This window comes from Pseudonocardia sp., assembly GCF_050246655.1.
GTDB lineage: Bacteria > Actinomycetota > Actinomycetes > Mycobacteriales > Pseudonocardiaceae > Pseudonocardia.
In genome coordinates, this window is record NZ_JBFWVQ010000067.1 from 18,504 (window position 1) to 31,529 (window position 13,026).

A 13,026-nucleotide genomic window follows, 5' to 3' on the forward strand; every position below is an offset into this window, starting at 1 on the left:
CTCGTGCGACCGGCCTCGCGCGGCTCATCCCCTGGTCAGAGCCTCGACGAGTTCCTCGGCGGTGCGGGAGTTGTCCAGCAGCTCCCCGACGTGGCGACGGGTGCCGCGCAGCGGCTCCAGGGTGGGGATCCGCACGAGGGACTCCCGGCCCAGATCGAAGATGACCGAGTCCCACGACGCCGCGGCGACCTCCGTCGGGTAGCGCTCCAGGCAGCGCCCGCGGAAGTAGGCGCGGGTGTCCTCCGGCGGGCGGTGCATCGCGTCCTGCACGTCGTCCTCGCAGACCAGCCGCTTCATCGACCCGCGCGCGACCAGCCGGTTGTAGAGCCCCTTGGCCATGCGCACGTCGGAGTACTGCAGGTCGACCAGATGCAGGCGGGGTGAGCTCCACTGCAGGCCGTCCCGCTCGCGGTAGCCCTCCAGCAGGCGCAGCTTGGCGGGCCAGTCCAGCCGGTCCGCGCACTCCATCGGGTCGCGGGCCAGCCCGTCGAGCACCTCGCCCCAGAGCGTGAGCACCTCGCGGGTGGCCTCGTCCGGCTCGTCGCCCACGTGCGCGAGTGCCTTGTCGAAGTAGGCCCGCTGCACGTCCAGGGCGGTGAGCTTGCGGCCGTCGGCGAGCTCGACGGTGGTCTTCAGCGTCGGGTCGTGGCTGATCCGGTGCACGGAGCGGACCGGCTCGGCCAGGCGCAGCTCGTCGAACCGGACGCCCTTCTCGATCATGTCGAGGACGATCGCGGTGGTGCCGACCTTCAGCAGCGTCGAGTACTCGCTCATGTTCGCGTCACCGATGATGACGTGCAGGCGGCGGTACTTGTCGGCGTCCGCGTGCGGCTCGTCGCGGGTGTTGATGATGCCGCGCTTGAGGGTGGTCTCCAGCCCCACCTCGACCTCGATGTAGTCCGCGCGCTGGGCGAGCTGGTAGCCCGCCTCGTCGCCGGCGACGCCGATGCCCACCCGGCCGGAGCCGCACACGACCTGGCGGGTGACGAAGAACGGGGTGAGGCCCGCGACGATCGAGGGGAACGTCGTCGAGCGGGCCATGAGGTAGTTCTCGTGGCTGCCGTAGCTCGCGCCCTTGCCGTCCACGTTGTTCTTGTAGAGCTGGATCCGCGGCGCGCCGGGGACGGTTGCCGAGCGCATGGCCGCCTCCTCCATGACGCGCTCCCCCGCCTTGTCCCAGATCACGACGTCGCGCGGGACGGTGACCTCGGGCGTGGAGAACTCCGGATGCGCGTGGTCGACGTAGAGGCGGGCGCCGTTGGTGAGGATGACGTTCGCGGCGCCGAGGTCGTCGAGCTCGGAGTCGTTCGGGGTGTGCAGCGTCGGCGCGGACAGGTCGAAACCGCGGGCGTCGCGCAGCGGCGACTCCACCTCGTAGTCCCAGCGGGCGCGCCGCGAGCGCGGGATCTCCGCGGCGGCGGCATAGGCGAGCACGACCTGGGTGGAGGTGATCACCGGGTTCGCCGTCGGGTCGCCCGGGACCGAGATCCCGTACTCGACCTCGGTGCCCATGATGCGATGCGCGGTCACGTCCCGAGCCTAGTCGGTCGAACCGTCCGGTCCGGGTGAGCCGTCCGACGCAGGCGGCAGGGGGACCCGCGTGCCGCCGAGGTGGGCCAGCAGTTTCTCGCTGATCTCGCGCAGGGCGTGCTGCTGCTCGACGGTGAGCTGGTCGAACAGGTGGGTCCGGACCGCCTCGACGTGGCCGGCGGCGGCCTCGGCGAGCCGCGCGAAACCCGCGTCCGTCAGGTGGGCGAAGGCACCGCGCCGGTCCGTCGGGCAGGCCCGCCGCTCCACCCAGCCGGCCTCCTCCAGCCGCGCCACGGCGTGGGAGAGGCGGCTGCGCGAGGACAGCGAGCTCTCCGCGAGTTCGCTCATCCGCAGCGTGCGGTCCGGCGCCTCGGAGAGCCGGACGAGGATCTCGTAGTAGGCGTGCGGCAGGCCGGCGTCGTGCTGGAGCTGGCGGTCCAGCAGGTCGAAGAAGAGGCGCCCCGCGGACAGGAAGCTGCGCCATGTGCGCTGCTCGTCGGCGGTGAGCCACCGGATGTGGTCCACGTCACTCCAGGAATAGTTGAGCCCTCAATGCGTTCCCCCTATCGTAGCTCTCAGTTGAGAGTTCAACTAACTACGAGGAGGATCCTCCGATGTCCGCTCCCACCCACACCTCGATCCCCGGTTACGTCGCGGGGACCTGGGACATCGACCCGGTGCACTCCGACGTCTCCTTCACCGTCCGTCACATGATGGTGAGCAAGGTACGCGGCCGCTTCACGCAGGTCAGCGGGGAGATCGTGACCGGCGACGACATCACCGGCTCGGTGGTCACCGCATCGGTCGACGCGGCGTCCATCGACACCGGTACGTCCCAGCGCGACGAGCACATCCGCTCGGCCGACTTCTTCGACGTGGCCAACCACCCGACGTGGACGTTCCGCTCCACCGCGGTGCGCGCCGACGGTGACGACTACGCGCTCGACGGCGAGCTGACCATCAAGGGCGTCACCCGGCCCGTCACGTTCGCGCTCGAGGTCAACGGCATCAGCCCCGACCCCTTCGGCGGCACCCGCGCCGGGTTCTCGGCCTCGACCAGCATCAACCGCAGCGACTTCGGCGTCGACATCAAGATGCCGATGGACGGCGGCGGCGTGGTCGTGGGCGAGAAGGTGCAGATCACCCTGGAGATCGAGGCCGTCCTGCGCCAGGGCTGATCGCCTGTGGCCCGGTCCCACCTGTTGCGCGAACGGCACGTATGGGAAGTAAGTCTTCCCGTCCGTGCCGTTCGCGCGTGAGGGGTGGTGGTGTGGGCGGGTGTGCGGCGGCACGGCGAGGGCGCGGGGCCGCCACCAGCGCCCGGCGGTAGCCCGGGCGTACTGGGCCGGCGGCACGGCGAGGCGCGGGGCCGCACGGGGGTGGGCGCCCGCGGGTACCTGCGGTCGGGCTGCCGTCCACCGCGCCCGAGGCCTACCGTCGGTTCGTGAGCTACCGCGAGCACCTGCCCACCGGGGGCTGGCGTGGGCTGGTCGAGTGCGGGTGGACGTCGGGGGCAGGCGCGGCGGACCTCGTCACCGATGTGCTGCCCGACGGTTGCATGGACCTCGTCTGGACGGGAACGCAGCTGCTGGTCGCCGGGCCGGACACCGGGGCCCACCCGGCGGTGCGCTCCGCCGGGGTCGCGGCGGCCGGCCTGCGGTTCGCACCGGGCGTCCTTCCGGCGCTGCTCGGGGTGCCCGCAGCGGAGCTGCGGGACCGGCGGGTGCCCCTCGCGACGCTGCTCCCCCGGCTCGCCCCCGCGGTGGAGGAACGGCTCGCCCGCGACGTTCCAGCGGCTCGCGACCGCTCCCGAGAGCACGACGTGGAGGCGCTGCGCGTCCTTGCGGCGCTCGCGGTCGAGCTTCCGGGCGCCCCGCCCGAACCGGAGATCCGGGCCGTCGCCGCCCGGCTCGGCACCGGCGCCTCCGCCGCCGACACCGCGGACACTCTCGGCTGGACCAACCGCACCCTGCACCGCCGCTGCCTCGCGGCGTTCGGCTACGGGCCCGCCGTCCTGCGCCGCGTGCTGCGGTTCCGCCGCGCAGGCGCGCTGCTCACCGCGGGCGTGGCCCCCGCGGAGGTGGCCGCCCGTGCCGGGTACGCCGACCAGCCGCACCTCTCACGCGAGGTGCGCACCCTCGCGGGCATCTCGCCGGCCGCGCTTGCCGCGCGTCGCTGATCGGCGGGATCGGACCCGCCCCGAGGGCCCAGACCCGCCGCTCGCACATGTGTTCCAGCGCTCGCACACACCGCGCGCAGGCCACACATACCGCCGACGGTGTGTGCGACCAGCCCCGGGTCTGTGCGACCGGCCGCCGGTGTGTGCGACCGGCCCCGGGTCTGTGCGACCAGCCGCCGGTGTGTGCGACCGGCCTCGGGTGCGCGACCGGCACCCCGCCGGCCTCACCACGCCAGCCGGGCGCCGATCTGTCACCGGTCCGCCGCACCGACGGCCACCGCCGACGCACCGAGCTGCCGACACACCGAGCCGCTACAGCGCCGCGAACAGGTCCACCCCGTTGCCGTCCGGGTCCCGGACCACCGCGTAGCGCTGCCCCCACGGCGCGTCGAACGGCGGCAGCTCACCCGCGTGACCCGCCCCGACCACGGCCGCGTACGCGGCGTCCACCCCGGCGGCGTCCGGGAACAGGAACGCGAGGTGCACGCGCCCCCCGGCCGCGGGCGGCTCCCAGCCGGGGTGGAACGAACGGATCGTCGCCTCCGTGTCGAACATCAGCCGCAGGCCACCGGGCAGCGCCACCTCGACGTGCGGCGCACCGGCCGCGTCGGGAGGCACCTCCAGCTCCAGGAGGCGGTAGAAGTCGAGCGCCTTGGCCATGTCGCTCACCACGACGCCGATGGCGTCCAGTCGTGCGTTCATTCCCGCACGCTACGAGGGCCGACCCGGCGTGGTCGTGAACGGATCGGACAGCCTCAGGCGGGACCGACGTACACCCATCGCCCGTCGAGCCTCCGGAACCGGCTGCTCTCGGCGACCACCGCGCCGTCGTGATGCGCGCGGAAGTCGACGGTGCCCTCGGCCTCGAACAGCCCGCCCCCGGTCCGGCCGATCACCTCCAGGCCGGTCCAGCGCAGGCGGGAATCGGCGATGACGCGCCGCGGGCGCGTCTCGGGGTCCCAGGTCTCGTGCAGGAAGGCCGTGTCCCCCACGGCGAACGCGGTGTAGCGCGACCGCATCAGCGCCTCGGCGGTCGGTGGGGACGCGCCGCGGTGGTAGCGGCCGCAGCACGCGTCGTACGGCGCGGGCAGCCCGCACGGGCAGCCGCCCGGCGACCTGGGGACCGGCACGCCGCGCCACGCTACCGGTCGCGACGTTCGTCCGACGGGTCCCGTCCCCACCAGCACGGACGAACGGCCCCGGACCGCGCTGGTCCGGGGCCGTCGCGACGGGCCTACAGGTACTGGCCGGTGTTGCTCGCCGTGTCGATCGCCCGGCCGGACTCGGCGTTCTTGCCGGTGACGAGCGTGCGGATGTAGACGATCCGCTCGCCCTTCTTGCCGGAGATGCGCGCCCAGTCGTCGGGGTTGGTGGTGTTGGGCAGGTCCTCGTTCTCGGCGAACTCGTCGACGATCGCGTCCAGCAGGTGCTGCACGCGCAGGCCCGGCTGGCCCGTCTCGAGCACCGACTTGATCGCGGCCTTCTTGGAGCGGTCCACGATGTTCTGGATCATGGCGCCGGAGTTGAAGTCCTTGAAGTAGAGCGTCTCCTTGTCGCCGTTGGCGTAGGTGACCTCCAGGAACCGGTTCTCCTCGGTCTCGTCGTACATCCGCTCGACGACGCGCTGGATCATCGCGTCGATGCAGGCCTTGCGGTTGCCGGCGAACTCGGCGATGTCGTCGGTGTGGATCGGCAGGGTCTCGGTGAGGTACTTGGAGAAGATGTCCTGCGCCGCCTCGGCGTCCGGCCGCTCGATCTTGATCTTGACGTCCAGGCGGCCGGGCCGCAGGATCGCCGGGTCGATCATGTCCTCGCGGTTGGAGGCGCCGATGACGATGACGTTCTCCAGGCCCTCGACGCCGTCGATCTCGGCGAGCAGCTGCGGCACGATCGTCGTCTCGACGTCCGACGACACGCCCGAGCCGCGGGTGCGGAAGATCGAGTCCATCTCGTCGAAGAACACGATGACCGGGGTGCCGGCGGACGCCTTCTCGCGCGCCCGCTGGAAGATCAGCCGGATGTGCCGCTCGGTCTCGCCGACGAACTTGTTGAGCAGCTCCGGGCCCTTGATGTTGAGGAAGAACGAGCGGGCCTCGTTCGGGTCGTCGCCGCGGGCGGCGGCGACCTTCTTGGCCAGCGAGTTCGCCACCGCCTTCGCGATGAGCGTCTTGCCGCAGCCGGGCGGACCGTAGAGCAGCACGCCCTTCGGCGGGCGCAGCTCGTACTCGCGGAACAGCTCGGCGTGCAGGAACGGCAGCTCGACGGCGTCGCGGATCTGCTCGATCTGCCGGAACAGGCCGCCGATGTCCTCGTAGGCGACGTCCGGCACCTCCTCCAGCACGAGGTCCTCGACCTCGGCCTTCGGCACGCGCTCGTAGGCGTAGCCGGCCTTGGTGTCGACGAGCAGGGAGTCGCCCGGCTTGAGCGGGACGAAGTCCGGGTGCTCGTTGTCCAGGGTGAGCGGGGCGGCGAGCCACACCACGCGCTCCTCGTCGGCGTGCCCCACGACCAGCGCGCGGCCCGCGATGCCGTCCGCGGTGGGCTCGGTGAGGACCTCGCGCAGGGCGCAGACCTCACCGGTGCGCTCGAAATCGCCCGCCTCGACGACGGTGAGCGCCTCGTTGAGCCGAACCGTCTGGCCTGCCCGCAGCTCCTCGGTGGGGACGGCGGGCGACACCGCGACGCGCATCCGGCGCCCGGAGGTGAAGACGTCGACGGTCTCGTCCGGGAAGCGCGCCAGGAAGACGCCGTACCCGCTCGGCGGCTGGGCGAGGCGGTCGACCTCCTCGCGCAGCGCGATGAGCTGGCTGCGCGCTTCCTTGAGGGTCTCGGTGAGCTTCTCGTTGCGGGCGGAGAGCTGCGAGAGCCTGCTGGCGGACTCCGCCAGGCGCTGCTCCAGGATCCGCGCGTGCCGGGGGGACTCGGTGAGCTTGCGGCGCAGGAGGGCGACCTCTTCCTCGAGGTAGCGGATCTGCGCCGCGGCCTCCGCCGGGCTGTACTCCGCGTCGCCACCCGAGCTACGCCTGCCGGGCCCGTCGTCGTAAGGGTTCACGGCATCCTCCCTCCGTGTTCCGTTTCCATACGGTACCTGGGCACGCGAGTGAGATCGGTGCAACGAACCGGTGATCCGTCACTCAGCCGGACGGCACCTTGACGGGGCGGGCATCCTGCGGTCCGTGACGGTGCGTGTGAGCCGGATGGCGGTCAGCGTGCGGTCGGTCGGCGCTGTGGGCGAGGGGGCGACACACCGTCCGCGAGCCGCCGGGCCGTCACCAGGAACGCTGTGTGACCCTGCATGCGGTGTTCCGGGCGCACGGCGAGGCCCACCACGTGCCACGGACGCATCAGTGTCTCCCACGCCTGTGGCTCGGTCCAGCACTGCTGCTCGCGCAGCGTCTCGACCAGGCGCGACAGCTGCGTGGTGGTGGCGACGTAGCCGACCAGGACACCCCCCGCGACCAGCGATTTCGCGACCGTGTCCAGCACCTCCCACGGCGCCAGCATGTCGAGCACGGCCCGGTCCACCTCGCCGGTGTGGCCCGCGACGTCGCCGAGGTGGCGCGTCCAGTTCGGCGGGGTCTCGCCGAAGAACGTGGTGACGTTGCGCTCCGCGAACTCCAGGTGGTCGGCCCGCACCTCGTAGGACGTGACGCAGCCGTGCGGCCCGACGGCCTGCAGCAGCGAACAGGTGAGTGCCCCCGAGCCGGCACCCGCCTCCAGCACCCGTGCACCCGGGAAGACGTCACCCCACATGAGGATCTGGGCGGCGTCCTTCGGGTAGACGACCTGTGCGCCGCGCGGCATCGACAGCACGTAGTCGGCCAGCCGGGGTCGCAGCGCGAGGTAGGGCGTCCCGACCGGCGAGTGGACCAGGCTGCCCTCGGGCCGCCCGATCAGGTCGTCGTGGCGCAGCCCGCCGCGGTGGGTGTGGTACTCGGCCCCGGCCTGCAGCGTCACGGTGTAGTGGCGGCCCTTCGCGTCGGTGAGCTGCACGCGGTCGCCGTCACGGAAGGGGCCGCCGCGGGCGCGGACGGCCGGCCGCGCGGGGGTCGGGCTGTCGACGGGGCTGGCGGGGTCGGGCACGACGTCACGCTAGTGGGCGGCCCACCCCCTCGCGGGGCCGCCCACCGCGCGGGCGGCTCACCCGCCGCCGCGGGTCCGGACCAGCCCGACGCCCGCGACGGCACCGAACAGGATCGGCGCGACCGGCGGAAGCGCGAAGCAGCCGATCACGGACAGCACCCCCAGGACCCCGACGGTCGTCGCGCTGCGCCGGGCGACCCCGCAGCGGCGCAGCAGCACCGCGAGTGCGGCCAGGGCGGCCCCGCCCGTCGCGACCGTCAGCACCACGAGCGGCCCGATCCAGTGCTGCACCGCCAGCGCCTCGACGTTGACGAGCCCGGAGAGCCCGATGGTCCCGATCCAGAAGGCCGCGCAGCCCCCGGCGAGGACGGTCGCCGCAGTGGCGAGGGGACCACCCCCGGCCGGCCGGACCGCAGCCCGTACCGCGACCACGAACAGCACCCCGACCAGGGCGAGCGGCACGGAGAGCAGCAGCTCCTCGGCCCAGGTCGGGTGGCCGTAGACGTCCGACACGACGTCGGCGGGCAGTTCGTCGACCCCGACGCCGAGGCGGTCCGCGGCCCGCTGGGCAGCCTCGGCGGTACCGGACGTGACCTCCACGGTGATCACCGTCGCGAGGGCGGCGAGGCCTGCGGCGGCGCTCGCGAGGAGCCACCTGCCGGCCCGCCGGAAGGCGGCGGCGCGGCCACCGGTGAGGGTGGGCGGGGCACTGCGGTCGAGGGTCGACATCATCGGTCTCCTGACGGTCGGCGTCGCTGCGACGCTGCCCGTCCCGCCGGCCCGGGTACCAGGGACGCGACGTCCCTTGGCGTGAGCCGGGCCGTCCGCCACGATGTGGGCGTCTGCCCGCGCTGAGCCAGGGAGCCCACCGTGACCGGCCCGCCCCTGCACCGGCTCGCGGCGGCCGCGGTGCTGGCGCCGGTCGTGGCGTGGGCGGTGGTCGCGACGCCGGCGTTCGTCGACGCGGTGTCGGTGCCGTGCCCCGACGGGATCTGCGTGCCGGTCGAGCGGCCCTCCGCCGAGCTCGCGCGGCTCCTCCCGGAGCTCGGGATCACGACGTGGGCCTACGCGGTGGCGATGGCGGTCCTCGCCTGGGTGGGGCTCGCCGCGGCGGTGGCCGCGGCGTTCCTCGTCCTCACGCGGGTGACCGGCGTGCGCCTGCTCGCCGTCGTGACGGCGGTGCTGCTGCCCGTCGGGGCGGCGCGGGCGTTCGGGACGGCGCTCGCCGCGACGTCCCCCGCCGGTGCCGTCCTGGAGGTGGTCGCCGGGCTGCTGGTGGCCGTGACGATCCCCCTGTTCGTCGCGCTGTTCCCGGACGGGTGCTGGCACCCGCGATGGACGCGCTGGGCGTGGCCGGTGCCCGCCGTGGTGATCGCCGCGTCGCTCACCGGGTCGCGGCTGGTGGCGCCGGGTGTCGGCGAGTCGGACGCCGTCGCGGTGGTCGAGCTCGCCACCTGGCTGGGCTTCCTGGGCGTGCAGGTGCACCGCTACCGCACCCGCTCGGACTGGGTGGCCCGCCAGCAGGCGAAGGCCGTCTTCCCGCTGCTGCTCACCGTCGTCGTCGTGGTGGGCGCGGCCACCGCCGCAGCGGAGACGGTCGCGCCGGCTCAGCCGCTGGTCGCGGTGCTGGACCACCTCGCCGCCCTGGCGCTGTACGTCGGGATCCTCGTGGCGCTGTTCCGGTACCGGCTCTACGGCGTCGATCTCGCGGTGCGCCGGACGGTGGTGTACGGCGCGGCGGTGGCGCTGCTCGCCGTCGGCTACGTGGTAATGGTCGCGCTCGCGGGGCCGCTGGTGGGCGAGGCGGCCCCGGTGCTCGGTGGCGTGGCGGCGGGGCTCCTCGCGCTGGCGGGCGCGCTCGTCGCGTTCGCGCTGCGTGACCGGCTGCGGCGGCGCCTCCTCGGCGGGCAGGGGCTCGCCCGCGCGCTCGCGGCGCTGGCCGGGGACCGCACCCCGGCGCCGGACGGGGACGTCGCCGCGACGATCGCGACGGGCCTCGGCCTGCCGCGGGTCACGGTGCTGGACCGCCACGGCGACCCGGTGTGGGTCCACGGCGGACCGGGGGCGTCGCTGCGGGAGACGATCGTCGACGCGGGCGGGGAGACGGTCGGTGCGCTGCTGCTCGACCCGCCCCGCGGGGCCCGCCGCCTGGACCGACACCACCGCCGGGTGCTCGACGAGGTGCTGCCGTTCGTCGTGCTCGTGCTGCGGGCCCGTGAGGAGGCGCAGGAGCTGCGTGCGGCGCGGGCGGCCGCGGCGGGGGTCCGGGAGGACGAGCGCCGCAGGCTGCGCCGCGAGTTGCACGACGGTGTCGGCCCGCTGCTGGCGTCGCAGCTGCTCGTGCTGGACACCATCCGTGTCTCGGACGCGCGCCCCGACCTGCTCGAACACCTCGAGGATCAGGCGCGTGCTGCGATCGGCGAGGTGCGGCGCCTCGCCCAGGACCTGCGCCCGGCCGCGCTGGACCGCGGCGGGCTGCCCGTGGCACTCGGGGCCGAGGCGGAGCGGCTGGGTCTCGCGGGCCTGCCGGTGCAGCTCGACGTCGACCCGGCCGCGGCGGGCCTGCCGTCAGCCTTGGAGGTGGCGCTGCTGCGGATCGCACAGGAGGCGCTGACCAACGTCGTCAAGCACGCCGACGCCACGAGCGCCCGGGTGGAGCTGACCGTCGGGCCCGACGTCTCGCTCGTCGTGGACGACGACGGCCGCGGCCGCACCGGCGCGGTCGACGGCATCGGGACCGCGACCATGCGCGAGCGGGCCACGGAGCTCGGCGGTGCCGTCGAGATCGGGTCCGGGCCGGGCGGGCGGGGCACCCGGGTCCGCGCGAGGTTCCCCCGATGAGCGGCCCGGAGCGCGACGACGGCCCGATCGACGCCCGGATCGATGTCGTCCTGGTCGAGGACCATCCGACGTTCCGGTTCGGGCTGCGCATGCGGCTGGAGGCCGAGGGCGACATCGCCGTCGTCGGCGAGGCCGGCACCGCGGGCCAGGCGTTGGAGGTGATCGAGGAGACCGCCCCGGACGTCGCCGTCGTCGATCTCGACCTCGCGGGCACGGACGGCGTCGAGCTGCTCCGCACGCTCTCGGTCGCCGCGCCCCGGGTCGCGACGCTCGTGCTCACCATGCTCTCCGACGACTCCGTCACCGCCGCGGTGCGCGCCGGGGCCCGCGGCTACCTGCTGAAGGACGCCGAGCCCGCGCGGATCGTGGCGGCCGTGCGCGCCGTCGCCGCGGGCGAGTCCGTGTTCTCACCCGCGGTCGCGGCCCGGCTGCTCGGGGCGCTCGCCGCACCTCCACCGGGGCGGACGGTGTTCCCCGAGCTCACCGACCGGGAGCACGAGATCCTGCGCCAGCTCGCCGCAGGCCTGACCAACGCCGAGATCGGGCGGCGGCTCGCCCTGCGCCCCAAGACCGTCCGCAACTACGTGTCGAACGTCCTGGCCAAGCTGCACGCGGCCGACCGGGCCGAGGCGGTGCTGCGCGCCCGGCGGGCGGGCCTGGGCTGAGGGACCGGCCCGGCAGGTGCGGGTCCGTGACGAACGATCCGGCCCGGGGACGGCCCGTCAGGCGCCGGCGTCGAGCAGCCGCCACTGCCCGTCGATGCGCCGCAGGCCGGTGTTGACGGTCCGGGCGCCGCCGCTCGCGTCGAAGGTCCAGGTGAGATGGGCGGTGTCGCCCTCCACGGCGACGTCGTCGACCGTGGCGGTGCGGCTCACCTCGTCCGCGACGGTGGCTCCCGGGCCGCCGTAGACCGCGGCGAGCGCCTCCTCGCAGCTGCCGGCGCTGCCACCCCCGGCGTTGACGTTGCGGACGAGCTCTGCGCTCGTCTCCGGCGCGTTGAGCGCACACGCCGTGGGGAAGTCCCGGGCGAGGAGCGCGGCGTGGTAGGCGCGGAAGACCGTCTGCACGCCGGCTTCGTCCGTCTCCGACGATCCGCAGCCCGCGATCACGGCGGGCACCAGGCCCAGCGCCGTGACCAGCGCGGCCGTCCGGATGATCCTCATCGGACGACCGTACGCAGTACCCGGCGACGATCACGCGCCGGTCCGGCGAACGGTGCATCCGCGGCGGCCGAGCGGCGTCGACGATCCTGTCGGTGGGCTCGCCTACGCTGCCGCCCATGGACCGGGCGAGCCTCGCGGACGTCCCCGCAGTGGGCGCCGTCCCCGCAGACGGCGCAGACGGGGACGGCGCGGGGGACGGCGCGGGGGACGGCGCGGCCGGCGGGGACACGGTCGGCGCGGGGAACGGCGCGGGGAACGGCGCGGCCGGCCCGGACGCCGAACCCCCGCGGCGCCCGGCGCTGTCCCCGTCGCGGGCGGGCGACTTCAAGCAGTGCCCGCTGCTCTACCGGTTCCGCGCGATCGACCGGCTGCCGGAGGTGCCGTCGCGGGCGCAGGTGCGTGGCACGCTCGTGCACGCGGTGCTGGAGCGGCTGTTCGATCTCCCGGCGCCGCGGCGGGTGCCGTCGGTCGCGCGGGCGCTCGTGGCCCCCACCTGGGAGGAGCTCTGCGGGGAGGCGCCGGAGCTGCTCACGGCCCTGTTCACCGGTCCGGACGATCCAGAGCTGGCGGAGTGGCTGGAGTCCGCCGGCACGCTGCTGGAGGCGTACTTCGCGCTGGAGGATCCGCGGCGCCTGGAGCCGGAGGCCCGCGAGCTGCTCGTGGAGACGGAGCTGGCCTCGGGCCTGCTGCTGCGCGGCTACCTGGACCGGGTGGACGTCGCCGCCACCGGCGAGGTCCGGATCGTCGACTACAAGACCGGCCCCGCTCCCCGGGAGATGCACGAGGCGCGGGCGCTGTTCCAGATGAAGTTCTACGCGCTCGCGCTGCTGCACCTGCGCGGCAGGGTGCCCACCCAGCTGCGGCTGCTGTACCTCGCGGACGGCGAGTCGCTCACCTACGCCGCGGAGGAGGCGGAGCTGCGCCGGTTCGAGCGCACCCTCGAGGCGATCTGGGCGGCGATCCGCGCGGCGGGCGCCACCGGGGACTTCCGGCCCAACCCCGGCCGCGGCTGCGACTGGTGCAGCCACCGGGCCCGCTGCCCCGCGTGGGACGGCGAGCCGCCGCCGTACCCGGGCTGGCCCGCCGATGCGGCGGCGATCGAGGAGCCTCCCGGCCCGCTGGCTGCGGTGCTGGAGCACGCGGACTGACTTGCCCTGTGTTGCCCCGAGTGTGCACGGAGTCCGGTTCGGACCTGACGGGGTGCACGCTCGCCGAACCGCTTCGGGTCAG

The 13,026-nt window shown here is 74.3% G+C and carries 13 protein-coding genes; 5 read left to right on the top strand and 8 right to left on the bottom strand.

What is annotated here, in order from left to right; genetic code table 11:
* Positions 1 to 24: 24 nt before the first annotated feature.
* Both dop and AB7J25_RS20000 read right to left on the bottom strand, forming a co-directional pair.
* Positions 25 to 1,512 carry a depupylase/deamidase Dop gene (dop, locus tag AB7J25_RS19995; RefSeq protein ID WP_428511115.1) on the bottom strand — a complete coding sequence of 496 codons (1,488 nt, stop codon included), beginning with the start codon at positions 1,510 to 1,512 and terminating at the stop codon, positions 25 to 27.
* Positions 1,513 to 1,539: 27 nt separating this feature from the next.
* Positions 1,540 to 2,055, bottom strand: coding sequence for a MarR family winged helix-turn-helix transcriptional regulator (locus tag AB7J25_RS20000; RefSeq protein ID WP_428511102.1), 516 nt, complete (start codon positions 2,053 to 2,055; stop codon positions 1,540 to 1,542).
* An 89-nt stretch (positions 2,056 to 2,144) separates the two neighbouring features.
* Between AB7J25_RS20000 and AB7J25_RS20005 the strand changes: the two genes are divergently transcribed.
* Together AB7J25_RS20005 and AB7J25_RS20010 are read left to right on the top strand one after the other, a co-directional pair.
* On the top strand, positions 2,145 to 2,708 hold the full coding sequence (locus AB7J25_RS20005) for a YceI family protein (protein WP_428511103.1): 564 nt from the start codon (positions 2,145 to 2,147) through the stop codon (positions 2,706 to 2,708).
* A 266-nt stretch (positions 2,709 to 2,974) separates the two neighbouring features.
* Complete coding sequence (locus tag AB7J25_RS20010; RefSeq protein WP_428511104.1) at positions 2,975 to 3,709, top strand: helix-turn-helix domain-containing protein; 735 nt, start codon at positions 2,975 to 2,977, stop codon at positions 3,707 to 3,709.
* 312 nt (positions 3,710 to 4,021) lie between these two features.
* Here AB7J25_RS20010 and AB7J25_RS20015 read toward each other — a convergent pair whose 3' ends face one another.
* The 5 genes from AB7J25_RS20015 to AB7J25_RS20035 all read right to left on the bottom strand — a co-directional run bounded on the left by AB7J25_RS20015 (position 4,022) and on the right by AB7J25_RS20035 (position 8,524).
* Positions 4,022 to 4,411: a VOC family protein gene (locus AB7J25_RS20015; protein WP_428511105.1), complete on the bottom strand. Its 390-nt coding sequence runs from the start codon at positions 4,409 to 4,411 to the stop codon at positions 4,022 to 4,024.
* Between the two features lie 53 nt (positions 4,412 to 4,464).
* The gene (locus AB7J25_RS20020) at positions 4,465 to 4,839 is read right to left on the bottom strand and encodes a YchJ family protein (protein WP_428511106.1); all 375 of its coding nucleotides are present in this window, start codon (positions 4,837 to 4,839) and stop codon (positions 4,465 to 4,467) included.
* A 104-nt stretch (positions 4,840 to 4,943) separates the two neighbouring features.
* A complete protein-coding gene (gene arc / locus AB7J25_RS20025; protein ID WP_428511107.1) occupies positions 4,944 to 6,761 on the bottom strand; it encodes a proteasome ATPase in 1,818 nt (605 codons plus the stop codon).
* Positions 6,762 to 6,913: 152 nt separating this feature from the next.
* Positions 6,914 to 7,792, bottom strand: a complete 879-nt coding sequence (locus AB7J25_RS20030) for a tRNA (adenine-N1)-methyltransferase (protein WP_428511108.1) — start codon at positions 7,790 to 7,792, stop codon at positions 6,914 to 6,916.
* A 57-nt stretch (positions 7,793 to 7,849) separates the two neighbouring features.
* A complete protein-coding gene (locus AB7J25_RS20035) occupies positions 7,850 to 8,524 on the bottom strand; it encodes a hypothetical protein (protein ID WP_428511109.1) in 675 nt (224 codons plus the stop codon).
* A gap of 138 nt (positions 8,525 to 8,662) precedes the next feature.
* Between AB7J25_RS20035 and AB7J25_RS20040 the strand changes: the two genes are divergently transcribed.
* Both AB7J25_RS20040 and AB7J25_RS20045 read left to right on the top strand, forming a co-directional pair.
* Positions 8,663 to 10,633: a sensor histidine kinase gene (locus AB7J25_RS20040; RefSeq protein ID WP_428511110.1), complete on the top strand. Its 1,971-nt coding sequence runs from the start codon at positions 8,663 to 8,665 to the stop codon at positions 10,631 to 10,633.
* Positions 10,630 to 11,298: a response regulator transcription factor gene (locus AB7J25_RS20045; protein ID WP_428511111.1), complete on the top strand. Its 669-nt coding sequence runs from the start codon at positions 10,630 to 10,632 to the stop codon at positions 11,296 to 11,298. The genes AB7J25_RS20040 and AB7J25_RS20045 overlap by 4 nt, the downstream gene beginning before the upstream one ends.
* 57 nt (positions 11,299 to 11,355) lie before the next feature.
* Here AB7J25_RS20045 and AB7J25_RS20050 read toward each other — a convergent pair whose 3' ends face one another.
* Entirely contained in the window at positions 11,356 to 11,796 is a 441-nt protein-coding gene (locus tag AB7J25_RS20050; RefSeq protein ID WP_428511112.1) for a hypothetical protein, read from the bottom strand.
* 116 nt (positions 11,797 to 11,912) lie between these two features.
* Between AB7J25_RS20050 and AB7J25_RS20055 the strand changes: the two genes are divergently transcribed.
* Complete coding sequence (locus tag AB7J25_RS20055) at positions 11,913 to 12,944, top strand: RecB family exonuclease (protein WP_428511113.1); 1,032 nt, start codon at positions 11,913 to 11,915, stop codon at positions 12,942 to 12,944.
* Positions 12,945 to 13,026 lie beyond the last annotated feature (82 nt).

Coding starts and splice junctions, on each gene's coding strand:
- dop (WP_428511115.1), bottom strand. CDS start 1,512: ATGGGCACCGAGGTCGAGTACGGGATCTCGGTCCCGGGCGACCCGACG.
- AB7J25_RS20005 (WP_428511103.1), top strand. CDS start 2,145: ATGTCCGCTCCCACCCACACCTCGATCCCCGGTTACGTCGCGGGGACC.
- AB7J25_RS20015 (WP_428511105.1), bottom strand. CDS start 4,411: ATGAACGCACGACTGGACGCCATCGGCGTCGTGGTGAGCGACATGGCC.
- AB7J25_RS20035 (WP_428511109.1), bottom strand. CDS start 8,524: ATGATGTCGACCCTCGACCGCAGTGCCCCGCCCACCCTCACCGGTGGC.
- AB7J25_RS20045 (WP_428511111.1), top strand. CDS start 10,630: ATGAGCGGCCCGGAGCGCGACGACGGCCCGATCGACGCCCGGATCGAT.
- AB7J25_RS20050 (WP_428511112.1), bottom strand. CDS start 11,796: ATGAGGATCATCCGGACGGCCGCGCTGGTCACGGCGCTGGGCCTGGTG.
- AB7J25_RS20055 (WP_428511113.1), top strand. CDS start 11,913: ATGGACCGGGCGAGCCTCGCGGACGTCCCCGCAGTGGGCGCCGTCCCC.